Source organism: Photorhabdus aballayi (genome assembly GCF_026153155.1).
Taxonomy (GTDB): Bacteria; Pseudomonadota; Gammaproteobacteria; order Enterobacterales; family Enterobacteriaceae; genus Photorhabdus; species Photorhabdus luminescens.
On sequence record NZ_JAPFCD010000031.1, the window covers coordinates 1 to 24,033 of the forward strand.

General features: G+C 44.1%; 21 protein-coding genes and 4 pseudogenes. 5 read left to right on the forward strand and 20 right to left on the reverse strand.

The features are described 5' to 3' along the window. Both OO184_RS15215 and OO184_RS15220 read right to left on the reverse strand, forming a co-directional pair. On the reverse strand, positions 1–1,989 hold a 1,989-nt coding region (locus OO184_RS15215; protein WP_265379908.1), incomplete at its 3' end, for a two-partner secretion domain-containing protein. 58 nt (positions 1,990–2,047) lie between these two features. After that, a complete protein-coding gene (locus OO184_RS15220; protein WP_265379909.1) occupies positions 2,048–3,712 on the reverse strand; it encodes a ShlB/FhaC/HecB family hemolysin secretion/activation protein in 1,665 nt (554 codons plus the stop codon). A 566-nt stretch (positions 3,713–4,278) separates the two neighbouring features. Between OO184_RS15220 and OO184_RS15225 the strand changes: the two are divergent. The 3 genes and pseudogenes from OO184_RS15225 to OO184_RS15235 all read left to right on the forward strand — a co-directional run. Continuing rightward, a pseudogene (locus tag OO184_RS15225) lies at positions 4,279–4,730 on the forward strand (IS982 family transposase); the annotation flags it as partial. Positions 4,731–5,195: 465 nt separating this feature from the next. After that, positions 5,196–5,621: a hypothetical protein gene (locus OO184_RS15230; protein ID WP_265379910.1), complete on the forward strand. Its 426-nt coding sequence runs from the start codon at positions 5,196–5,198 to the stop codon at positions 5,619–5,621. Between the two features lie 179 nt (positions 5,622–5,800). Next, positions 5,801–6,070: a group II intron maturase-specific domain-containing protein gene (locus tag OO184_RS15235; protein ID WP_265379911.1), complete on the forward strand. Its 270-nt coding sequence runs from the start codon at positions 5,801–5,803 to the stop codon at positions 6,068–6,070. Positions 6,071–6,379: 309 nt separating this feature from the next. Here OO184_RS15235 and OO184_RS15240 read toward each other — a convergent pair whose 3' ends face one another. From OO184_RS15240 to OO184_RS15260, 4 genes are all read right to left on the reverse strand, one after another. After that, a complete protein-coding gene (locus OO184_RS15240) occupies positions 6,380–6,679 on the reverse strand; it encodes a type II toxin-antitoxin system RelE/ParE family toxin (protein ID WP_132348752.1) in 300 nt (99 codons plus the stop codon). Then, a complete protein-coding gene (locus OO184_RS15245) occupies positions 6,669–6,929 on the reverse strand; it encodes a type II toxin-antitoxin system ParD family antitoxin (RefSeq protein ID WP_240043078.1) in 261 nt (86 codons plus the stop codon). The genes OO184_RS15240 and OO184_RS15245 overlap by 11 nt, the downstream gene beginning before the upstream one ends. A 707-nt stretch (positions 6,930–7,636) precedes the next feature. Continuing rightward, a complete protein-coding gene (locus OO184_RS15255; RefSeq protein ID WP_265379912.1) occupies positions 7,637–8,077 on the reverse strand; it encodes a hypothetical protein in 441 nt (146 codons plus the stop codon). 89 nt (positions 8,078–8,166) lie between these two features. Next, a complete protein-coding gene (locus OO184_RS15260) occupies positions 8,167–8,763 on the reverse strand; it encodes a nickase (protein ID WP_265379913.1) in 597 nt (198 codons plus the stop codon). A gap of 502 nt (positions 8,764–9,265) precedes the next feature. On the opposite strand from OO184_RS15260, the gene OO184_RS15265 reads away from it, so the two are divergent. Continuing rightward, a complete protein-coding gene (locus OO184_RS15265; RefSeq protein ID WP_265379914.1) occupies positions 9,266–9,988 on the forward strand; it encodes a hypothetical protein in 723 nt (240 codons plus the stop codon). 192 nt (positions 9,989–10,180) lie between these two features. Here OO184_RS15265 and OO184_RS15270 read toward each other — a convergent pair. Continuing rightward, positions 10,181–10,318: pseudogene (locus OO184_RS15270) on the reverse strand (IS110 family transposase); the annotation flags it as partial. Between the two features lie 28 nt (positions 10,319–10,346). Between OO184_RS15270 and OO184_RS15275 the strand changes: the two are divergent. Then, positions 10,347–10,739: pseudogene (locus OO184_RS15275) on the forward strand (IS5/IS1182 family transposase); the annotation flags it as partial. A 145-nt stretch (positions 10,740–10,884) separates the two neighbouring features. On the opposite strand, the gene OO184_RS15280 reads toward OO184_RS15275, so the two are convergent. The 13 genes and pseudogenes from OO184_RS15280 to OO184_RS15340 all read right to left on the reverse strand — a co-directional run bounded on the left by OO184_RS15280 (position 10,885) and on the right by OO184_RS15340 (position 24,031). Beyond that, positions 10,885–11,472: a hypothetical protein gene (locus OO184_RS15280; RefSeq protein ID WP_265379915.1), complete on the reverse strand. Its 588-nt coding sequence runs from the start codon at positions 11,470–11,472 to the stop codon at positions 10,885–10,887. Further along, positions 11,450–11,821 (reverse strand): hypothetical protein, encoded by a 372-nt coding sequence (locus OO184_RS15285; RefSeq protein WP_265379916.1) that lies wholly within the window; start codon positions 11,819–11,821, stop codon positions 11,450–11,452. The genes OO184_RS15280 and OO184_RS15285 overlap by 23 nt, the downstream gene beginning before the upstream one ends. Then, complete coding sequence (locus OO184_RS15290; protein ID WP_265379917.1) at positions 11,818–12,813, reverse strand: DNA-methyltransferase; 996 nt, start codon at positions 12,811–12,813, stop codon at positions 11,818–11,820. Before OO184_RS15290 ends, OO184_RS15285 begins: the two co-directional genes overlap by 4 nt. A 500-nt stretch (positions 12,814–13,313) precedes the next feature. Then, positions 13,314–14,204 (reverse strand): annotated as a pseudogene (locus OO184_RS15295) (IS4 family transposase). Between the two features lie 118 nt (positions 14,205–14,322). Beyond that, complete coding sequence (locus OO184_RS15300) at positions 14,323–15,402, reverse strand: TraU family protein (RefSeq protein WP_265379918.1); 1,080 nt, start codon at positions 15,400–15,402, stop codon at positions 14,323–14,325. Continuing rightward, positions 15,399–16,703, reverse strand: a complete 1,305-nt coding sequence (locus OO184_RS15305; RefSeq protein ID WP_265379919.1) for a TrbC family F-type conjugative pilus assembly protein — start codon at positions 16,701–16,703, stop codon at positions 15,399–15,401. The genes OO184_RS15300 and OO184_RS15305 overlap by 4 nt, the downstream gene beginning before the upstream one ends. After that, positions 16,697–17,329: a S26 family signal peptidase gene (locus OO184_RS15310; protein WP_265379920.1), complete on the reverse strand. Its 633-nt coding sequence runs from the start codon at positions 17,327–17,329 to the stop codon at positions 16,697–16,699. Before OO184_RS15310 ends, OO184_RS15305 begins: the two co-directional genes overlap by 7 nt. Beyond that, positions 17,238–17,513, reverse strand: coding sequence for a hypothetical protein (locus tag OO184_RS15315; protein WP_265379921.1), 276 nt, complete (start codon positions 17,511–17,513; stop codon positions 17,238–17,240). Before OO184_RS15315 ends, OO184_RS15310 begins: the two co-directional genes overlap by 92 nt. Then, a complete protein-coding gene (gene traC / locus OO184_RS15320) occupies positions 17,510–19,993 on the reverse strand; it encodes a type IV secretion system protein TraC (RefSeq protein WP_265379922.1) in 2,484 nt (827 codons plus the stop codon). The genes OO184_RS15315 and traC overlap by 4 nt, the downstream gene beginning before the upstream one ends. 36 nt (positions 19,994–20,029) lie before the next feature. Further along, complete coding sequence (locus OO184_RS15325) at positions 20,030–20,779, reverse strand: DsbC family protein (protein WP_265379923.1); 750 nt, start codon at positions 20,777–20,779, stop codon at positions 20,030–20,032. Between the two features lie 678 nt (positions 20,780–21,457). Then, positions 21,458–21,640: a hypothetical protein gene (locus tag OO184_RS15330; RefSeq protein WP_265379924.1), complete on the reverse strand. Its 183-nt coding sequence runs from the start codon at positions 21,638–21,640 to the stop codon at positions 21,458–21,460. Between the two features lie 472 nt (positions 21,641–22,112). Continuing rightward, a complete protein-coding gene (gene traV, locus OO184_RS15335) occupies positions 22,113–22,658 on the reverse strand; it encodes a type IV conjugative transfer system lipoprotein TraV (protein ID WP_265379925.1) in 546 nt (181 codons plus the stop codon). Then, a complete protein-coding gene (locus OO184_RS15340; RefSeq protein WP_265379926.1) occupies positions 22,655–24,031 on the reverse strand; it encodes a TraB/VirB10 family protein in 1,377 nt (458 codons plus the stop codon). Before OO184_RS15340 ends, traV begins: the two co-directional genes overlap by 4 nt. Between the last annotated feature and the right edge of the window lie 2 nt (positions 24,032–24,033).

Below are 24,033 nucleotides of genomic sequence, written 5' to 3' on the forward strand. Positions count from 1 at the left end.
GAGCTTTGTTTTGGCTTCGATTCGTCCGTCAACGTTTTCAATGTTTTTCCCAATGATCAGTTCTGTACTGCCACCGGTTGCAGCGATTTTACCCCGGCTGTTATCCAAGGTGGCGGCATCGATTTTCAGGTTGCCATTACCTTTAATCTCGCCATTTTGGTTATTCAGCATATTGGCAGTAAGGGACATTTTGTCCGTGCCCTGTTGCTGCATTACTCCACTATGATGGCTTAATGTGTCTGTTTTTATTGTAATCTTATCGGCGGTAGTGACTGCTTTTTTGTTCAGTTGCAGGTTGTGGGCTTGTATATCCAGTGCACCGTTGGAGAGCAGTTCGCCTCCGTCACCTATCCACTGATGGGCGTTGAGTGACAGTTTACCTTTGCCGGCGAGTTGAATTGTCCCGCCTTCCGTGTTGTTCGCTTCCTTGTGGACGGTTAGGTTCAGATCATCCCCATTATTGGCGATTTTTCCATGACGGTTGTCCAGATTGCTTGTAGTGATAACCAGACGTTTCCCCTCATTGAGAAGGGTCCCGCTGTGGTTATTCAGTTTTTGGGTGTTCAGTACCAGCTCGCCGTTGCCGGTTTGATTAATTTTCCCTTGCTTGTTGGATAAGTCTGGAGTCGTTAAGTTGATTTCCCGTGCGACCAGTGTGCCGCCGTCATTGTTAAATTGGCCGGGTGTTTTAGCTGTAAAGCGGTCAGCGGTGACTGTAGCGTTGGCAGTGCTAACTTCTTGCTGGCTGGCAGTGAGTTGAATGTTGTTGGCCGAAGTTTGGCTGTCGCTGAGATCAATCTTTTTACTCTGTACTGCTATCGTATTGGTCGCTAGGTTTTGTCCATTGGCCTGAATGTGTTGTTTAGCGGCCAGAGTTAGTGAACCAGGCAGAGAGGCTTTTCCTTTACTATCAATGCCAGCGGCCAGAATACTGCCTTTGGCGCTCTGTATCGAGTCCGCCTTGATTGTGGTATGACTTCGCGCAGCAATCGTGCCGCTATTCTCAATCTGCCCATCAACCGTGAGACGGACTTCACCGGCGGTGGCGCCGATGTGGCCGGCGTTACGTACCCCTACGCCAAATTCGGTGCCCACCAGCACGATTTTATTGGCGTACATGCCACCCAACGCTGCTACATCCAGCGTAAATGAGGGATTCTTGCTGCCGTCAGCAGATTTTTTCTCAATGTTCTGGTGAGCCGCATCAACGATATTACGTCCGGTGGTGACTTTCAGATCTTTCGCGTGCAGTTTGCCGTTGATGACCACCGAGCGGGCAATAATTTCGGTGTAATTTTGTTGTGAGCTGTCCAGTCCCAGATCTTCAATGCGGACTTCTCCCCGCTCAATATCAAAGCCTTTCAGTCGGCCTTGTTCCATCATGGCCTGTCCTGTGGTGAGTGTTGCGCGATGGGCGTTAATGAATCCACAGCCGTTGCAGGTGATACCTGCCGGGTTGGCAATAATCACGTCGGCTTTTTGTCCGGCGACTTCTATCCAGCCATTAAGTTTACTGGCGTTAATGCTGTTCACTTCATTGAGAATGATTTTGGCTTCCGCTTTGGCAAGCCACGGATTTCCTGCCACCATACCGCCCAGTTGCGTTTGGACCGCATTGTGACTGTTGTTAAGGATGACGCCTCGTTCATCAATATCAAATTGACTGTAGGTATTACGTGAGATACCCGCGGCGTTAGGGGTTTGAATATCGATTTGGGGCGTACCGTTTGCGCTGTTCAGGATAGTCGGTTGCTGATTACCCGGCGCTTGTCCGTCAGCCACAATATTGGCTTGCGCTGTTAGGGAGATGCAGCCGGTTGCCAATAACAAACTCAGTCGTAACGCTGTTAACCTGCACAGGCATTGTGATGATTGCCGACGACTGCGACGGCGTACCGTACTACCTTGTCCAGAAGCTGCAATATCGGCCACGACCATCAGCATGTTCCGGGCTTTGTTAAAGATGATACGATACAGATGCTTGTTCATTGTTTCTCTCCGCTAACACTTTTTATCTACTACGCTTTGGCAACGTGGTTATTCTGAATTAGTACTGCCAGTACACACTGAATCCGGTTGTGACTGATGAGGTTTGAAAGCCATCCGGTTTGGATAGAGGGATACCGGCAAACAGGTCATAGCTCACGCTTTTCAGACTGCCGCGACAGCCCAAAACGCCGCCCGCCAGATGTTTTCCCAGGCGCCGCTCATTTCCCGGTCCACCAATTTCGCCATAATCCATGCCCATATACAGGGAGTGACCATTCAGTGGCGTTTGCCATTCCAGTTCGTTACGGCTGTACCAACCATGATCTCCATTTAATGTGCGTTCACCGTCAAACCCGCGTACTGTCCAGCGGTTGCCAATTGAAAATTGATCCTGTGTTGTCAACGTTCTGGCGCTTATTTGGCGCAGGTATTGGGTTTTGTAGATGAAGGGCTGAGAAAATAGGGTAAATGGTGCCGCCAGCGCCGCAGAAAACTGGGTTGTTTTAAGTAGGGCGGTTGCTTCGCCCCGGACCTCTTCTGGCGCGGGCTGAGCGCCAAACCAGCGGGTTCCCTGTTGGTAAGTTACTCCGGCATCCAGGGTCGCTCTACCCATGTAGTGACGATGAGATAATCCTAATTTCCAGCCAGCCGTTTCCCGGCTCTGTACGTCGATTTTCTGGTCATTAATAAAGCTCCTGGATGTGCGACGATAAATTTCACCGTTAATCGAGGTTCTCTGATTGGCGTTACGATGCAAGAGTCGGCTGAGTTGGATATTCAGGTTTTTGCTTTCGCCGCTGTATTTGTTGTCTTTATTTGGACTGGCTACCTTTTGGTAGTAATCATAATTACTGGCAGTGATGCCCGCCATCCAGTATCCCACCGGTAGGGAGTAATGGAGGGTGTAGTTTTTGCTGCTGCGACCGGAAGGGGAGCGAATATCGCGTCCGCCGGAGATATAAAATAGATCACTCAACGCAAGAGGATTATCCAGATATAAAGTTAATCCGCCCTGGTAACGCCCGGTACTTTTAGAACCTGAATCGTCCAGGTAGCTAGCCAGTCGCCAATGTCTTGACTGACGCCAGTCCAGCACAATGTCGCTTTCGCCTAACTGTTCATTCGGTACAATTTCCATGCTGGCTTGAACGGTAGGAAAACGTTGTAAATTTTCTAATCCTTGCTCGATATCCCGTAAGTCAAGCAGCTCTCCTTCGCGGGGAGGGAATGTGGTTATCCGTTGAATATAATTGCCGCTTTCAGCGGTATAGCGAATATGCCCGATTTTGCCCGGTATGATCATGAGTTTTAATGTTTTGGCATTCAGATTCTGGCTGGGCGCTAATACTCTGCTAGTGACATAGCCATGATTAATTAACCGGTTTTGTATCCGAGTCATTAATATATTAATCCCCTGGGTGCCCAGACATTGGTTTTCTCCCTGTTGGGCTAAACGCTTTAACGGTAACCAGTGAGGAAAATGTTCCGTGCCTTCAAGAACGACACGCGTAATGGGAAAACAGGGCGTATCGTCAGGGAATTGAGAAGGGACTGCTGTTTCAGGAACAGACAGCCGAATGTCCGCCGGTGGCGGTGTTAATTGGGCTTCCAGTGCTTTCTGTCGTTCTTGTTGATGAATGAGTTGCTGGTCTGCAATTTCGGCGGCTTTAACATTGGTAGTAACAATAAGAAAACTAGTAAAAATAATAACCTTTTTTTTCATTATTCTTTGGCATCCCGCACGCGTCATATAATTTTTTTGGCGCTATTAATCATGAATTTGACTTAACAATCAATATGTAGATATTACTTACTGATATGATTGAGAAATAGGGGTTATTATAAATTTTCAGAAAAAACAATTGGATATGATTTATTGGAAAATGAGCGATAATGAAAAAATACTTTATTAATTAATGGGTTATATATCTTGGGTTAGATGTATTTGATTTAATTATATATATTGATGAATATGTGATATGTGTCACTAAGAATATTATTATTTAATTATGGTTAAAATAATGAATGAAACTATTTATTTTTGGTATTAAATAATGGAAAAACTGTTTCTTTAAGTTAAAATTAATGATTTTCTATTAATTAACCTGAGTCTTGGATAAAAAATTGAACTCAGTACCTGTTTCAAGATCGGAATTTTCCACCAAGATAAAAACCAATATCAATTAAGGAACAGGCATGGACAAATTAGTTGAACTTTTTTGTGATGTTGACGATTTTTGTCGCGCTTTCGTTCTCAATGATAACAATTTTGTCGCGAAAATAGATATCATCAGTGTCGCCTCTTCCGTTTATTCCCGCTTTCTCTCACTTAAAAGGGAAACCGACTGGCATTGCTTTTATTGATTCCACAAGTTTGCGCATTTGTCATAACATCCGCATTCCCCATCATAAGGTTTTTGAGGGGAGCGCAAAACGAGGAAAAACCTCGATGGGAGGGTTTTACGGCTTCAAGTTACACTTGATTGTTAACCATTTGGGTGAAATTCTGGCGCTTAAAGTCACTGCCGGTAATGTAGATTCGGGAACCTGTTCGCGAATTAATAACAACATTAACGGGTTCGCTTTACGGCGATAAAGGTTATCTCAGTCAGGAACTGGCAGACGATTTAGGCAAAACCGGTGTCACTTTCGTCACCCAAAAGCGCCGAAATATGAAAGCACGCTGGCTGGCTGAATGGGATAAGATCATGTTATCAAGGCGTTTTATCATCGAAAGTGTGCCGCAGGCATACAAACTAGCCGCGTAGGGAACGCAGCCAGTATGTAGCATAAGCTCAGGAGGAGAGGGTGGCAGGCCCACCGAAGTCCTCTGTCGGAAGCTGGCTTCAAACCCCCTCAAGCGGCTGCCGTAAAGAGCGGTGGTCGTGAGCGTTGAGGTTAAAGCGCGAACAATAGTTCGGCAGGGTAGGGTACAAAGAGACGAGTAAAACTGAACCCATGTGGACGCGTCGTCGCGTCGTAAAGAAGAGATTTGACATCAAAACCGGGGGCGTTTCTATCTTCCGGGAGAAAATCTGTGAGTAAATTCCGAATGCTGCGCAGGTGGTGTCCGACGTAGAGTGGGCGTGACTTTGTATCGGGTTCTTTCTGGGAACTGCGGGAACCCGTCATCACGATGTCAAGGGAGAAATGCAAGTCACTAAATTGACAAGTATGAGAGTACCGATGGGTGATACGGGGGCGGAGTGACTCGTAGTAGTGAGGAAATATTTGTAATGAATGTGGAGCGAAGGGGTCACGTCAGACAACCTTACCCGGTATCCAACTGTCAGGCAGGAGGAGATACGGAGGTTAAGGCAAAACCATTTGTCATTGAGAAAAGGGATGTGTACCGTGCCTGGTTATGGGTTAAAACCAATCAAGGTGCGGCAGGCGTGGAGGGTCAAACCCTCGCGGATTTTGAAACCAATCTGAAAGATAATCTGTACAAACTCTGGAACCGCTTATCATCGGGCAGTTATTATCCGCCCCTGGTGAAAGGTGTCGCTATTGCCAAGAAGACGGGAGGTGAACGTCTGCTGGGAATTCCCACGGTTGCGGGTTGCGGATCGCGTGGCGCAAATGGTGGTCAGGCTTCATTATCCGGACAAAACCCGGATTGCTTACTATAAGGATGTAGAACGAAAAGGAAAATATGAACATACCTGTTTTGATTTTCTTGGATATACGTTCAGGCCAAGGCTGGTCAAGAACCGTAAAAGAAACAGTTTGTTTGTGAGTTTTACACCGGCAGTCAACAAAGCGGCCCAAAAAAGCTATGAGACTCAAAATCCGCAAGTTGAAGATCCGAATGCGGACAGAACTGAACCTGATACAAATAGCAAATTGGCTAAACTTCATAATCAATGGCGGGTTGAATTATTATGGTCAATTTTGCCGGTCGGAACTGTATAAGGTCTTCAGGCAACTCAACAAAGCGCTGGTGCGCGGGGCCAGGCGAAAGTTCAAGGCACTGAGCAGACACAAAACCCAAGCCTCAAAACTGCTTCAAAGGATCGCAAAGCAGCATAAGGGGCTGTTTGCCCATTGGCGGGCAGGAATGACAGGCGTGTTTGCCTGATGGGAGCGGTATGAGTCGAGAGGGTGCGCCGTGAAAGCGGCGAATCGAATCCCTGCCTTAGGCAGGAGGAGTTGGAAGAAATACTGCTGGGTCATCAGTCTTACCGGATGGTGAAAATCTTAAGGGACATAAGCATGACTGAAAAGCACAGGCCCGACGAACATACCGAATCGGTTGTTGTGCAAGACCCGCGTAATAAGGTTAAAGCTGTATTGCCTGAACCTCAGACACCAGTGATGGAATGCTCACATCCACTGCTCCTGAGCTTCCCTCTTGTTGCTAAGCTAGTTTTTGCGAAACCTCAGTACATCATTCGATGTGCCGTTGATAATCCATAGATTGGTGTAAGACTCTTACAATAGTGATCCCATTTGCCATTAAACGAAAAAAGATAATGTGTGAAGCAACCGGGAATGCCTTTAGCCCAGGTCGAACATGGCTGTAATTCCGGGCCAGCTCGGGGGCTTCAGCAAGTGTATGAAAAGCCCTGTCGAGATTCTTGATATATTGATACGTTTTTTCCAGGCCAAATTCTTGATAACTGTATTCAAAAATAGCCTCTAAATCTTGTTCTGCTTTAGGCTTTAGAAAAAATGTTTTACTGGACATTGTGTGTTTTATTTTTCATACGTGTAAGGAAAGTATTGAGATCCCAAGCTACAACTTCTCCACTGTTATCACCTTCATCAATTAGCTGACGAAGTGCTTCAAGTTTGGACTTAGCCTGTTTTTCCTGTAATAACCGTAATCCTTCCCGAACGACTTCACTATTAGTTTTGTAATAACCTGATTCAACCAAGCTTTCTACAAAACCACGTAATTCTTCGCCGGTATCTACTGTCATTGTACGCGATACCATAATACACCTCATTCAGATAATTAATTAACATTCCATAGTATAAGACATATTCTTACACTCCGAAAGTTTTGTCCAGAGGTAGTTCCGCAAGTCCGGTTCTGAGGAGGGGCCTGTCCGGGTAACCGGCAGGTCTACTCAACCTAAACCCCATTAATGATAAGTTAAAGAATATTTCTCAGATAGAGTACTCGCGTCACTGTAGTATAAAGGGATTCATATTAATGGTTTTAGGCGGATTCATTGCTTATTACCTTAAAAAGAATAAACCGTCACTGAGTAATTCCTATTTGGAAAAGGATTTATTAGTGACGGCTTAAACAGAATTCAAGTTACTTATAAATCTTGCGATCAATCTTGATCACGATATTTTCACGTAATTTGTCTTTTTTTGTAGCTGTCGTACTTTGTAACTACTACATCAGCGACATCACACGATATTCGGTAAAGAGGTGTATACCGTGAATATCTCGTCGTAGAGATGCCAATCTCTCCGTTAATGTACTGTCACATCGATGACCACAGTGTTTGCATATTATCGAGTGTCTCTGGTATAACGCCTAGGCGGGTGATTAAACTGAGTTACATTATTATTCTTAATGAAATAAACAAACCTCGTTAAAAATAACGAGGTTTGTCAGCGGTCTGGTCCCAGTTAGAGGCCGGGTTTTCTTTTCTAGTGAAACATAAATATATCAGTGAAGAGGAGGTTACATAAAACTGTGTGGATCAAATTGAAGGCTAAGTTCAATATACTGAGAATAAATATATTCAAGCATTATTTGGTACATAGCCCCATTGGAATAGGATGTTCCGATTAGTTGAATGTAATCCATAAAAATACGATCAAGTTGCTTAACTCGAAATCTGCGAGTAATTACGCAAGGAGTTAATTTAGACATAGAGCATAACTCTTTCCTAAGAGCTGCCATCTTATAGAAAGCGTCAGTTCTATCCTTGATACCGAGATTTTTATAAGCGATATCATCGGCACATTTTATACATAGAGGGCAGTTGTTTTCACAGCAGAAATGCCAACTACAATGGTTACAGTTCATCACCGTAATAATCCCATATTCATCTTCCTGAGAAATAAGGGATCCAACACGACAGGAAGGACATTTCTCTTTACTGTAATTATTAGTATACATGCTTCACCTTATTATATAAAGTTAGAAGAATTAAGAAAGTTAAAAGCCCAACAATAGTTGGGCTAAGATTTAAAAATTTAGGTTGATTATTAGTCGATAATTACCATGCGCCAGATACCTCGGTGTGTTTCAGAATTTAATTCACGATAACCTATAACTTTACCGTTCCGATCCAACACTTGAGCTTTATTGGTTTTAACTTCGTTTTCTTTCCAGAAAGCGATATGGTCACCAACATTAGCTCCACATGCTTTAAGGGCATCTTTCAGACCGATAGCCCATACTTCCTTTCCATTAACGTTAACGTAAAACGACAGATCGTTATCCGGGTTGTGTTTCCAATTGGCAATACCAAAAGCAAGTAACTGTCCTTCGTAACGTTTGATGTTATGGGGAGAGGATACAGCTTTGGAAACGTTGTCAGAAGGTTCCTCAGAAGAATCCGCTTCGTCTGAGTTTTTGTCTTCCTGCTTAAAGAACCGTTTTGCGTGATACTTATAAAATATAAGGGCAGCAACTACCAAACAAGCAACAGCGATAATGAAACCGTGTGCAGTCCAGAGGAAGCCTTGCTCGATAATATAAATAGCAAGCCACAAAGGAGCTAAAAAGCGTACATAGTCAACCCGATAAAACAGGGAAATGAACATGGGAATGCCAATGATGATGTAGATTGGTTCGGACATAAGAATCACCTGTAAATTTATATAGCGAAGTCCGGCCACGGACCTACACGCTACTGAAAGTAGCGTGAATAAATAAAATGGAAATGCGTCGATAAAAATTGACTTTAAAACACAGTGGCGGAAACGCAGGAAGTTAAAAAAGAGGGAAGTTAACAATTTTTTGGTTTGGATTGAGATCCAAAAATACCCTGTAAAGGGTTACAAAGTGACATGTTAAGGCGAAGCCAATAACACATCAGAAATGCTCGGGCCTGATTTAAGGCGAAGGGAACCTGTGAGGAAAAGATCGGGCTTTTCCAAGATACGGTATGGTCACGCGAAGTTATGAGTTAAAGGAAGTTATGCTGAAGCGCCGTCAGCTCGGTTTGAAGTAGCTTAAATCATATGAGGGCATTTTTGCAAGCGCCGTTTTTGAGAGCAATACGTAGCCCTTTTCTCATGACATACCTGTTGCTGTATGACTTAATAACATGGCCTTAGCGCTTAAATGTGAGGATTAAATATGGTAACTGAGCAACAAAAAAATGTAACTTCCACTGAGCAAAATTCTAAGGGGCATCAGCGCCGTCGTAATCGTCAAACTGGTGATAAACAGGCATCAACATCCCGCGAGCGTGTTGAGTTTTCTAACCCGGAAATTGAAGTGAACTATACACTACATTCTCAGGAGGCAATTCGTCTTCAGCAGCGTCACTACAATAATACGTCTCGCTCTTTGTTTACTCTGACCATTAATAGCACGCACCTTGAGCGTCTGGATGGGAAATTTAAAGGCTCAATTGAACGCACCAAAAAAGCCATAAACGACGTGCTAGCGGGTCCGGAGAAAGAAATCCGTTCAGGTATTAATGCGCTTCAGCGGACGCTTGATGACGCATCTAAAAACGGTAACATTTCTGAAGTGTCGTATACTGCTCCCCGAACCTACAATATTAAGGTCAGAACGCCGGAAGCAATGCGTTTGGTCGAAATATTTAAAAACTTCGACTGCTTACATATGCTGATTGACCGTTTATGGTTGAATAACAAATTCAATCAGGACGAAGTTGACGATTATAAAACTCGTTTGCGTGACACGATCCGCAATATGGCGTCTTTACTGGAGCGTCATGCATTGTCTATCGTTGATGAGCTAAATGAAAACAACGAAGAGCAAGAGAAGAAAGCAGCCTTGCTGCCCATTTATCCGAGCGATAATCAGCAGGAAGCTGCGACCAACGCGTAATACTTGACTGCATAAAATCTCCCTCACAATAAAACCCTGCGCTCTACATAGGGTTTTTTATTGTTTGTTGTTTTTGATTGCACAGGGGGGTAGACAGAAGGAATATAGGAAAAACCCCCTATTCAGGCTGTCTTTCATACACAAATCCCCTGATAAAAAATCGGGGGATTTAATGAGCAACTGTCTTTCACTTTAAACCGTGTGGAGTGATTCGTCCCACGGTTTATTTGTTTTTACCATTGCATTGAGGATGACCAATAATTTACGCATACAAGCAACGATGGCAACTTTATTGGGTTTGCCTGCAACTATCAGCCTCTTGTAGTATGAAATATGATCAAGAGACAGCTCCAGAGGGGGGGGACGGATACTCTATACTGACAGCACTTACCTGAAAGCCAGTGCCAATCTGCATAAATCCAGGAACGAACAACGTGCAGTACCCCTTGGCACCTATTTTGACGCACTAGATAACGCTGTCAATGAAGACCGAGCCGCAGCCGGAAAAAAGTCTGAAGCCAGCCCTTAAGGAACGGCAGAGAAAGACGAAGGTCAGTACCCCTGATCCGGAAAGCGGATTTATGCACCGGACCAACAAACCCAGGGGATTTTTTTACCTTGACCACTGTATGGGCAAGTCGGGATTATCACCGATACTTACGCCACACCGGGCTATGTCCACGACAGCCAGCCTTTCATTGCACGGTTGAAGCGCCAGTTTAGCCGCTTCTGTCTCCGCCTCCTTGCTGTTTGCTACAATCACTCCACATGTGTTCCATAGTCGGTCATGCCAGCGAGGCTCATAAGCTGGCAGGTTGGGGTTCCGAAGTCAATCTATGACTACTGGTGTTGGCGGGATGCGATCTTCGCCACTCCCTATAATAGGCAGTTATTGTCTAATCTTCTTTAATTGCAACTTCGTTAACATCCTGCCCTTGTTGTTTTAGTAATTCCCACAAATCAGAAAAGAAAAAGTGATCAATGGTCTTAATATGCTGAGAAAGCAAAGCATCATCCGCCATATTAGGACGAATGTCGCAGTAATAAACTCCATCAAGTGGATTTAATTTGACCGTATACGCTTTGAAATGCCCTGGCAGGAACGTTGCGCTAACACCATATTCATTCTCACGTTTAGTTTTCTTGCGCTGTACGTCATTCAAGAAAATTGCAATATGCGGAAGCTTAGTATCAGTAAGACGGTTATAAAGAAATTTATCCATAAAGACTTTATCTATTCTGTCTTTACTTGATGTTTTAACAGAACCAATTATTTTCAGCTCATCATCTTTGCTCAATAACAAATCATGTTGATAGTTCGATTTGAAAAGTTCTGTTTCATCTACACCTTTGATAGGAGCCTGCATAGTTCCAGAAACACAATCAACATTGAACGAAACAATTAGCAATCTAATAAGTCTCTCGAACAGATCACCATTTACTTTTCTCGCTTGATTAGATTTACCAGCAGGCAGGCCATCCAAAGCGGTACCAACTGATTGTTGAAGTGTATAGATGGTGCGATAAGGTTTTCGCGTAAGTAGCTAGATGGCTGTTACCCATATCGCGCAATTGCTCTAGCGTCAAACGGAATTGTTGCGCAAAGCCTACCGCATCATATATCAGCCTTGAATTTAGTGGGCGCGTTATATTGAAATTTCCATCCTGTTTGTACTGGAAAAATAGGTAGTGTCTCTCATTTTGAGAAACGATACGTGCCTGCAATCCTGTATCTACGTATTCCAAGTAACGAGAGCAAAAATCAATATAATCTTCGACGGTATGAAACCGTTCTTTGTCTGTGGCATGGTCAACTAACTTAGAAAGATTCATCGGATAGATTTCCTTCTTTCTGCTGTTTTTCTATCATATTCTATCCACTCTTCCTTCGTCATACGTCGAACGCTTTCAAGCCGTTTTATCGCCCATTCGTTGTACAGTGGATCAAGGTCGCACGCCATCCACTGCCTGTTAAGCTGTTCTGCCACAACCGCTGTCGTTCCAGAACCGGAAAATGGATCAATCACTAGATCACCCTCATTTGATGAAGCCAGAACAAACTTGCGCACCAACTCTTCTGGCTTCTGAGTAGGATGTGGCGTTTTCTCCCCCATACCATTGCAAGTAGTCGGAATATCAAAAACATCCTTCGGTTTTGCCCCTTGAGGATGTGGAGTCCAATTATCACGTTTCTTGTTTGTACCTTTGCCATAGGCACTAGATTCCGCTTGTGGATGTGACGGGTACTTAAGTGTATGCGCCCCATACGGAGTACGAACATCGTCAATATTTAATTTAGCGGTATCAGACTTCCTAAAATGGATGATGCTCTCATGTGAACGCCCCCAATCACTACCTAAGTTGGCCTTATTTTTGTAATGCCAAATCAGCCAACGACAATGTTTGAAATATTTTGAAACTGGATGTTTAAGATCAGCTAGAGTTTCAGAAAACCCACATACATACAGTGACCCTGTAGGTTTCAAAATACGAGAAGCTTGTTTGATCCATTTGATGGACCATTCAATGTATTTTTCTTGGCTTTCGAAATTATCCCAATCTGCCTTTTTGATGTTGTATGGCGGATCAGCAAAAATAAGATCAACACTGGCATCATTGAAAGATTCAAGCCAAGCAAATGAGTTACCTTGATACAAACGTCCATTGGGACACTCATATTGGAGCCGAAATCCTTCAGTTTCAGTTACTGGCTTAAAATCTCGTCCATTCTCAACAGGACGAGCTTCTGTTGGAATAACTGCTAAATTAAGACTTCCATCTGCGCCTTTACGCAGCTTTTCCGTTGTTCTGCCTATTACAAACACCCAACCTTTCAATTTTGTCTATTGCCACTTTAAGGTTCGAACACTATCTTTGGCATATGTTAATTTACCATAACCCCCGTTGTATGAACGGCCTGAAACACCATTGCGGCGTTTTTAACCCCTGAGGCGTAAAAATCCTGTATTGTCCATAAAAATGTCCCAGAATGGGGGAGCGTGCACATTTACGCCAAAAGTCTCACCTTTATGAGATATGATATTGAATTATAGATAGAAACGCGTTCAGTTTTGGCTTCATTTTTTATATATCCTTGTATACCTTAGTAAAGCCATTTTTAGTCTCACTTATTGTTTATGATACTATCAGGTATCATAATGCATTAGACACGATTTATGACACCTGTTTCCGTGCTGTCTTTTGGCTGGTATCAGATATCTTCAGATATGGGACAGTCAAAAATAGCTCCGGCTAGTATTCATAGAGAGAAGTATGTGCCTGTTGATTTGTCATCCTTAAACCACCTCCTAGGGCTGTCTCTTGATCACAAGTCTTGTTCAAGAGACAGTGCGAGTTCATAGCCTTCAAGGATGGACTGTAATTTTAGCCATCCTTCCCACAAGGTTTTTACTGATGCTCTGCCATTTCGTTTGCTCTCCGAGTCTTGCAAGATGTTCGTATGCCCATTTAGCGGTGGGATGCGTTTCAGGGAGTGCTGTTTTTATGCTCTTCAGCCAGAGTAACTTCCATGCTTTTGGAGACAACATTTTTTCACAGCTAATATCTTCAAGTTGCTCACTAGCAAATTTTAATTGAAATATCCTGACAGCTAAGAAGGCATAAATGCTTGCTAACCTATCGAGATTATCTTTGCTTTGAACTGTCTGTTCCTTCACTCTTCCAAATTTTATGGTACTCCTCTACAAGCCCGCGTTTTTCGTAATAACCGATAATTGTAAGGGCATCCTCTTTATTATTTATCGGTTCATTAGTCAGGATATGCCAATTGAGCTGCTTATCCTCATTGCTTATCCCTGAACACCCAACATAATAGAGCGGAATAGAATCACCTGTTTTATTCGCGGGGGTTTTTAGCGTCACAGGGGCATATTTCACATCAAGCGTGACTACCTTTGATTTCCGTCCTCCTCTTTGGGCGACTTGTATCTGACGTTGTCCAACAGGCTTAAGTTCTGAGGTAAATTGATACAATTAATACTGTGAGCGAGAAGTCCTCGCCAACGGTTGCCTTGGTTGACATGTCCTAATTCATTTCGTATCGAATGATGTTTATAACTCAACGTTGTCGTGTCTTCCAAAGCAAGTAGTCGTGGGTATCGCTCAACATTTTTACTAGCCTGGCCGTTCTTCTTGGGTCACCAAGTTTAGTGTGACCAAATTGCTCTTTAGCCCATTCATTATTGTTTTTAATCATCTCAGAAACCCTCAAATTGAATACCTTGAAGATCTGATCGTGAAAAAAATATTTAGTTCAAAAAAATCTCACATTAAGTGAGGAATTTCTGTATAAGAGACAGCTATTCAGGGGAGAGTTAGAGGATACGACAGCAATCCATCCACTGGTAAATCATGTAAGTAGAGTCTTGCCCCATACCTGTAGGGTAACGGAACATACCACCTTGCCATTGGTATGGTGACTGACCGATTTCATGACCTTTTTTCGTTTCCGGAGTAGGACTGAACATGTTCAGTTTGTATTGCTGTTTTGGTAATGTCGGGTAAATCTTAGAACGACAGACCACGTCATTACCCATTGAGCGATACGCAAGCCCACGACGATGTTCCGCAGCCAACTGACGGATACCGGCCAGACTTGTTGTGCGTGAGGCATCCATACTGCGAACCGAGCCGGTAAGAGGGTATTGGCCTCCCCATGATCCTGCACACCACCAAAGTGAATCCATCGGCTGTTTTCCAGCAAATTGGGCTGTGGCTTCCAGCGCACAGGCTTGCTGGGCTACCACGTTCGCAACGGCAGCTGACTCTGGGTTTTGGAAGAAAGCTAACGCTGAGTTATTCCATGTCGGATCTATCTCTGTGAAATTGATGATATCGAAATCACTATATGGGTCGGCGTTACATTGGCCGGGCAGATACAGGTTCAGCATCCTTAATAATGGCAGTGCATACATATGGGCATTGTAGAAACTAATTGAGAAGAGCTTTCGTTGTTCTTCTGACGCACCATCTGTTTGTGTACCGTATTGCAACTGGTTCCCCAGGTTCATTGTCACTCCACCCAGTGATGACATGCAGCCCGGGGTGCGAGTGAGCTCGATGATGCGTCGAGGTTCCCACATTGCTGTCAGCACACCCGGATGATAAACATCAAGCCCGTCTTTACAGGCACATGCGGTACCCGATGCGGCATTGTTCGGCACTTTACCGGACGGCCCCAGTGTTATTCCTGCTACTTTAATTGGAAAGATGCATGACCAGCAAACGTCAGAGAAGAGTTTTGACGAAAGTAGTTTGTTATCCCTGCACACTTTGTTTACCGCAGGCGCAGATATAGCAGATATATCAGTAGCGATAGCTGCACCGGACAGGAATAGGCTGATTGATAAGATCGATAGTAGAGTTTTGGTTACTAATGAGAAAGGATTTTTCATTTTTTCTCTTCCTCTTTGAAATCAGTTTTTGAGTATTCATCAACGATGAAAACTTTTTTATTAGAGGTAACAATACTGGGAACAGTCACAACACCGAATCTATCAGCCATATCTGGTTGAATCATGTAAAGGCGAGCTTTTTCACCGTAATGGAGCGTCGTATCTTTGAAGGTTTGCCATCCATTGCCGTAGATGTTGGTGGTAATGAGTATCGGAGTAATACCCGGCTCAGTATTCTCGAATTGCATCTTGGCAAACTTACGCTGCCATTCAACACGAGCATCAAAGAAAATGAGTTTGTTGTAGAATGGCATGATATCAAGTGGATTCATTCTCCCTTTTTCGGTAATAACGTTACCGTTAGGTGCGGTAATGTTTTGTGGAATGATAACCGTGGGATCGATATGGTGAGTTGCTCGGGACTTTGCTTCAGGAAAATCTTGAAACTTCTGACGAGGCCAGTAGTTATCTATGGCGTGTAGCTTCATTTTCTCGAAGTCTAGATTTTTAATTCCTTCTTCGATCATATCCATTAGATTTTTTTCAACGACGTCTTTAGCCGGTCCTGCGGTACCTAAATCACCTTTCTTACCTTTCAGGTAGTCGATGTTGGTGATACCTGTAATCCGGGCAACAAATTCGCCGTTTTTTTCATGGATAATGGTTGGGATGGATATAACGTTGTAACTTTTAAAGATCACCGGATCAAGGTATACGGTAACCTTAGCGCCGGAATCCAGTACTAATTGTTGCCAGAGGGTCAGTTCTTGGAGCAGGTTTTTCTTCTCTTTGACGCCACGAATGACAAGTGCCACATCATTACGCCCATCATAGTCATGCATCATGTTCTTGAGTTCGTCATCGCCTAATGTAGATGATACCAGCACATAGTAAAAATCACCGGCCACTTTATTCTGATTGGCGTCAATAATATCGGAATCGGCAATTGCGCCGGTGACCGTGTCGTTAATCAGTTCGTCAGCCATTTTTGCAACCGGCATTGTGCTCATTTTTTCACGATTCAAACGATGAACTTCTTTTGCTTCAGTTTCTTCTTTTTTCTGGCTCTCGTATGCAGCTTTGATCAGATGGTCGATGTCATTGCGCTCAGCTTCGCTCAATTCGACCAAGTGAGAGGGAAGAGATGAATCAGTAGAAGGGTTGACTGGACGCGTAGGTAGTGATTCCATAATTTTAGGGTCGATGTTACGCTCTATAGTAGAACAAACAGCCGTGCTGGTAAGTACGGCCAATGCAATGGTGGTGAGTCGTAATGTGGCGATTTTTTTATGAATTACCATATCGGGTACGCTCTTCCGAGAATTTGGGATTCAGGTATAGTTCCCCAGTATCTTGAATCGAAACTGATTTTCGTTCTTCCCATCAGCCAGATTCGGCCTTCAGGGATAACACCAGTACGCGTTAACTCTTCTTTCGTATGACCGGACTCTTTAGCGAGTTCCAGCCCTTCACCTATCATGAAACCGTTAACGGTGGTTTCCTCAGGCGTTACAGTAATCGTGTCGCCCGCCACGCCGTCTATCATTTTAATTCCTTTGCTGTAGGGACGAATGTATTCGGAAACGAACGCAAAGGGCTTGCCTTTTATAGGTGCCTTGTCGTATTTATCGACAAGATATATGCGATAGGGAGGGAGGCATTGATTATTTTGTGGATCAATGCCGATTTCAAAACGGTGGAGTAGGTAATAGCTAATAGGGGCTGATACAGCCCCTACCAGAAACAGTAAAAAAATATGTTTTTTCCACGGACGTTTCTGTCGGTATACGTTCTTCCAAATAAACTGTAATGTTACAGAAAACACATAGCCCCCGTTATTTTTCCGATACAAATACCGTTTGAGGGATCTGAAGGGATTGTGGATAGCTGTACAGGGATGAAGCGTTGAAGATGATGTATCCGGCATTAGCCATTTCAGTGGCTCGGTGTTGAACCAACTTTATCTGAGCTGATGATAAAGAATTGCCAGATGCATCCATATAGTTCGCTACAGCGATGTAATCGTATGGCGATGCGGGTGGAAATAACCGTCCATAAATGGCGGCTCCGAGGAATCCACAGGCCAAGGCGACGGCTCCGAGTTTGATCATGTGGTAATACCTCTCTCATGCAGGATTTGATTAATAGCTTGTTCAGTCTTAAATCCTTGCGCTTTCTTCTCGCGAATGTCCGCGACGTCTTGCGGAGCAGTGGAATAGAGAAGCATTGAGAATGGATCTACAATCAAGCGGCTAATACCCTGACCGGATTTGGAAATGACGTAGATTTCCGAGTATACCCCTTTACTGGAGCGAACTGTTCTAAGGAAGCGATATCCGGACTCATCCAGCGCAAGGCGCTTGTGATGCTCAGCTTCGTTGACAGCAGATTCACTCTGACCTAGAAGCAGCATGAACGCTGAGTTATCAGCGATGGATTTACCAACAGAGTCTTTGTAAATATCGTTGATAGACTGAGTAATTGTGATAGCAGCACCGTGATATTTACGGAAGCGCCGGTAGCCTTTCTCAATGAATGCTCCGATGTTACCTTTGAGCAGTGCCCATGCTTCATCGATAATCACAATTTTCATCTGACTACGGTCACCGAGGAACATGTCTTGCTGGATCTGGTAGATCAGTTGAAGCAACACAACTTGTTTTAAGTGTTCGGATCTCTCAAGGCGGGAGAGTTCCAACACAGTGAACGGGTTTCGGAAGTCAATGTTGTTTTTACCAACGAAATACTTTCCGTACTGCCCTCGGCTGGTGAACGGATAAAGTTGGTGGCCCAAACGGCGAATGTCCTGATCCTCATCTTTTAACAGTGACTCCGAGACCATATCAACAGTTGTCTGTTTGCCATGTGTTCGGACAAGAGTAGCTACATGTTCTTTCATGCGAGCTTCTTCGTAGTCCGTTAACCCCGCCTTAGGTGCAGCCATCACGGAGAGAAGACCAATAATCAGGTCTTCTTCTCCACCGTCTTCGTTATCAGCTTTCTCACCGAAATAATCTTCAATGAGTTCGAAGAAGTTGAGGCATGGTTTTTTATCCGGATGGAAGTCGAGATAATCACCGCTGTAGGTTTCGCAGATGTTTTTGTACGAATCACCTACGTCAATACACCAGACCTTTGCGCCCAAACTACGGTAAGCGGTAATGATGTAGTTCGTCAGGAACGATTTACCGGAGCCTGATTCTGCCGCGATGCAAGCGTTGTAGTTCGTGTCCGAGTCGAAAAGATCTAACGACTGGATTTGCCCGGAACGCGATGTCAACATCAGCGCTGGTCTTTGCGTACCCTGCCAATCTGCGTATAGGGGTGAGAGCACCAGCGCTTCACTGAGCGCCAGAGTACGATAGCGGCCCATTGATTTTTCAGCCGCGGCTTCATTGAACAGTGGTAGAGCGGACAGGAAGACTGGAGCCACGAAATAGCTATCAGGGATCATTTTGAACTGATAGGGATTGAGATAACTCGCCGCTTCTTGAGTGGCACGGAAAACACCGTCTTTAGAGTTAGAAAAGATGGTTACAGTGAACTTGGCCTTACAGATAGGTTCACCATTATCCAGCTTATCGCTAAGCAGGTCATATCCCTCGCGGATTTGCTTCAGGGAAGGGATCCACTTAACAATCGGACCATCAGTTTGTTGCACAACCCAGTTTCGTTTTTGAGTGAACTTAGTCTTGCTGTTCTGCTGGTCAAAGAAGATCAGGCTCATGGAAATGATGCAGGACGATTTAATACCCGTTGCACCACTCATCATGTCACCGAGGAAATACTGAGCCTGTCCTGGAAAGAAACGCTTAGGTAGCTTTCTCGCACTTAGGGTGCTGACAAACGTTGTATTGGTTGGCTTTTCACCACGATGATTTGCGTCAGTCGGGGCCCCGAATCCGCAGTATTTATTACGAACAAAGAACATACGATCAGGGTCCACCAACTGTTCAGAGATCATCAGATCTTCTTGAATCTGAACAGGGCTACGATCACGCCATGATGCATTTTCACCCTGATTGAAAACGGATGTGAGAATTTCTACGTATTTTTCACGCGTTAGAGGTATTGGGCATAAGCCGGTAATATTCAGCGTTGTATCGAACGTGTTGCGGAATTCATTGATGAGGTTTAACTCATCGTTACGAACTTCATACTCTGATTTAATCGGGATCTTAATCGTGATAAGCAACAGGCAGTTGCGAACGCGGGTACCGATACCTTTCATCGGGTAGTCGGTACTGTGCAACAGGAATTTAGAACGATTGTAGATTGCATTGCGAAGCACTAGATCCTGACAATCCATTCGTAAATAATCCATATAGTTAATTTTGCTGACGATGTTTGGGCTGGCAATCAGGTCAAATTGGACGATGGTTTTTACCGGAAAGTTTGAAGATAGCAAGGTCTGAAATTGCTGTATTTCTTTGCCCGTTGTGCCACTGAGCGGACGGCATACAAAACCGAAACCTATGTATTTATTATCACACAGGAATAATTGGTATTGTTCATCATATGCCCTGACCGGGCAGACATCAGAGAATCGACGCAGCGATTTCAATCGTTGCATGATGATAGATTCACTCATTATAACCCCTGAAAAACACCTGTCCCACGCAGGTAGCTATTTGCCTTCTAGAAAATTTTTCAGTCCCTGTTTGGGCACGCCAATGCTGTATGTACCATCATCACGAATGATGAATGGGATCATACTGACGCCGAGTACTTGAGCAGTGACTTGACGACGAGCCAGCGGCTGAAGGTCGCAGTCTTTTATCTGTTCAAATTTTTGCTTAGTGTCGTGGCCGATAATGGCCCGGTCAGCACGGTAGCGATCAGAAGCACAGAAAAGTTCTTTGTTACGCTCTTGACTTTTCTGGCCGAGCGCACTGAGAGAGAGCACGTTTACAGTGTACTCTTTAGGGTCTAGATCAGCGAGTTGATTAAGTGCGTTGACGCAGTGCGCACAGTTCGGATCGGTGAACATCAGCACTTTTTTCGGGCCATTCCCCCAAATGGCTGGGTGCAGATCAGCGACATTGAGTTTTAACTCATTGATCGGAATGATACTGGCGTATTTGCCGATATCTTCCATCGTCGCTAGGCTTTTCTTGGCCCAAGTGTCATACATTGTGCCTTGAAAGACAAAACGGCCATTGGAGGAAAGCAGGTTGACTTTGCCATCCACTTCCAATGCGATAATGCCGTTTGTCGGAACAACGAAACGCTTCACGTCCAGACCGTTTTTCGGGACGTTTTGGAACTCCTTATCGTTGAAAATGGTATCAACATTATCAGCTTCGTTTGCAGCAAAAGTAGATGCTGAAAGCGCCGAGAAAAGGATTATAGAGAGGACTTTCTTGCTTAGCTTCATAGAATGCACTCCAGTTGTAGGAACGTGCATTTTCACACGTGGGAAAGTCGTTTAGCAGGAAAAATGACCGCAAAACGTCTCCAAAAAAAGACGTTTTGAGAGTTGGTAGAAGTTAGATAAAGAGTCAGGCCCACTTGGGGAGTGGGCCTGTTACATAAACTCCTGTCTATGCATAAGCCGGGTGGGGATTCAGCTCACGGGGGTTTGTGATACTGAGCGACTTTGCGCAATAGACTTTGCGGTATGGCGTTCACGCAAAGCAATATTAGTATGAAAAATCCCAGGTTTCAATCAGCGGTTATGATCATGTACTAGAACACGATTAACAAACTACTCCATTCAATGATACTGAAAGACGAAATACTGTGATTTTATATAACATTTTGAGTTTGATAGCGTCTTGTTTGGTTAAAACCAGTGAATTATTCCAAATTGTAAAAAATATATAAGACCGCATTTTTTTAGTAATTAAAAAAGGGGCTGAAGCTCCTTTGCTTATTATATTTGCAATTACTGTTATCGGAATCCGAAAGCAATACTGGCACCAGTTTCTAAACTAGCAGAAGAATTTCATGAAATGTTCAAGTGAACATTAGTATTGCTGTTAATTGAGTAAATTGTACCAACTGCAATAGTGGATTGATCATGGTAAATGCCGAGCGCTACACAGAAACTAGACTAAGCGTTCAGATACGAGATACTAACAATTGCAGAAGTCGTACTTGCATTTGTAAGCTTCTCATTGCGGTCAACATGGTCTTTCAGTTCGCTAAACCGTTTATTGGTATAACTGTTGGCCGAAGCCAACGTTTGGCGATCTTCTTCGATACGTACATCGCGTTTATGGTTAATCCGGGTCATTGGTACGATTATTAATGGTTATTTGTTCAGCACTGGAATCGCTAATTAGTTTGTCTGTACGAGAGTTAATGGTTTGTTCCTGCTTATAGTGTATTTTCACTACTGGTTAAAACGAGATTGGATGAATTGTGAATATTATTTTTCGAGCCGATAATTTGTTTTCATTCTGCCTGTGCAGGTATTATTTCTGTCGTAATTAATGTCATAGGAAATTTTATTTTCGTCTCCTGCAATAATATCAACATTGATAATATTGGGGGTAATCGTGTTTGCTACAAATGCGAAAGAAGGCAGTAGTTGCTGTGCTTAATTTATTCAGAGTTAATTTCATTTATCTAATCCTATATAAATTTTATGTATTTGGAGCATAAAAAGTCCGTGGATGTAATATGGTCATGTATCTTGGTCAAAGTTTTAGATATACACGGCTACTTAGTTCAATAGCCGGGTAATGGGTGACGTCCTGTGAAAATTACTTTCGTTTCGTGCCGTTATTGTTTTGCTCAGTTGCCTCGGCAGGCGTAGAATTAGCAGAGAATGAAGCCATAGGGCGTATCACTGCGGTTGATGTTGTGGTGTTACGCGCTCCTACTTCCCAGCGGCGAGGTTCAATTTCGGTGTACACATACCCTGGTACATTTAAGTCGCCGTCTGTACTTTCATACGGGTCAATTAATACGCGCATGATGACAGAAGGTGTACGAATGGGCTGAGGATTTGCAGCAGAAGCAGGGACGGGAACATAGCGACTACCAACGTATCCAGGAGCGCTTACGTTACCACGGCGTTTGAGCTCCACAGGCTTTCCCGAAAGTTGCTTTTCCGATGCGTCGTCAATTTGTTCTTGGTAGTCATCTCCATCAGTGAGGTCGTAAACATCACGAACGCTCATACAGGCTACTGAATTTGGCATACCTTTGCATCCATACTCAGAATTACTTTCAACCAGAGTACAGCCAGTTGTGCCCAGCGTCCCGGCAGATACGATTAATAATGCAGCAAGGCATTTCAGCATCATTTATTACTCCCAGTGGAATTGATAGATTTTGGTGCGATACGGGTAAAGTTGAGTGTCACGCCTTTCTGAACGATAAAATCCACGCTACGACCCGGGTCGATTTCGATGACAGGGAATAGGTCACCGGCCATTTGCATGTAGAAGTCAGCCAGACGATCCAATGCACCACCTACGCCAGCAATCGCGGCACCCTGAAATGCGGTGCTGCTCATAACCTGTTGGTAAGGGGAGCCATTTTTGTCATCACCATCACGACGCACGTTGATAGTAGGGATGTTTTGCACACTAAAGAGTTGTGATGCTGCTTGTAGGAAGCCTGCGGTCAGTGCTTTCGCAAGATACTGCCCTTGTTTAGTCACCAGACGACCGCGCACGCCGGATTTACCATCTTCACCTACCGCATAGGCGTCAATTGGTGCTTCAAATACGGTGCCATCATCGCGGATACAGGTGATCACTTCAGTGCGGAAATAGGCACGTTCGGAAGAAAGATCGCCAAAGCCCGCAGCTAGCAGACCACATTCACGGATATCTGCACGGAAACGGTTTGGCAAAATAGCGTCTTTCTTCACACGAGCCAGTGTCGGATAAGGATCTTTGCGAGCATTGCGTTCGGTTGGAGCATCCATACCTGAGATCAATACCGTGCTGATGATCGAGGTAGCCGGAAGGTAAGTTTGGAATTCAGGGTTTTCTTCCTGATTGGCAGCGGCTTCCTCTTTTGTATTTTCCTGGACGGTAACAATGTCTGGAACAACAGGTTCAACAGATTTCCCGGTTTTATCTTTGTTACGGACAGTATCAGAGCCGAAATCAGCTGGATCCGGCTGTTCTACAGTCTGATAAACGCGTTGGAGAGTGTTACCGTTGTTATAGTCGTTTGGCCGTATTAATTTAATAACCGTTCCAAAATTGTTGGATTTCGGAACGTTATAATCTTCACGACTCTTGGTTTGTAATGTGGAAGAGGCTGGGTATGGCATTGCATTTGTGCTGTTTTCCAAACGTTTTTTCAGTGCAGCTTGTTCCAGGGAAGCATTGCGTTGCTGGGTTTCTAGTGCAGTAAGTCGCTTTTTGATTTCATCTATATTGCTGTTTTTAGCCAGCATTTCGATCTGCTGATTGTTTTTCATCATGGATTCATCCAGAGCACGTAAACGAGCTGCGATAGCGTTTTGGCTGACCCCGGTGGTATCGGAGTCCGTCAGAATGCTGGAAATGACCTTATCATCATTGACGCGGGAGCGTGGTGCTGGCACATCCGGCATTAGCAATAACAGAATCGGGATCAGTACAGCCAATCCGCCACCCCAAACCAATAATCTTTTTTTCTTGGCCGACATGAATGCCCATTTTTCTGACACATTAATCATGA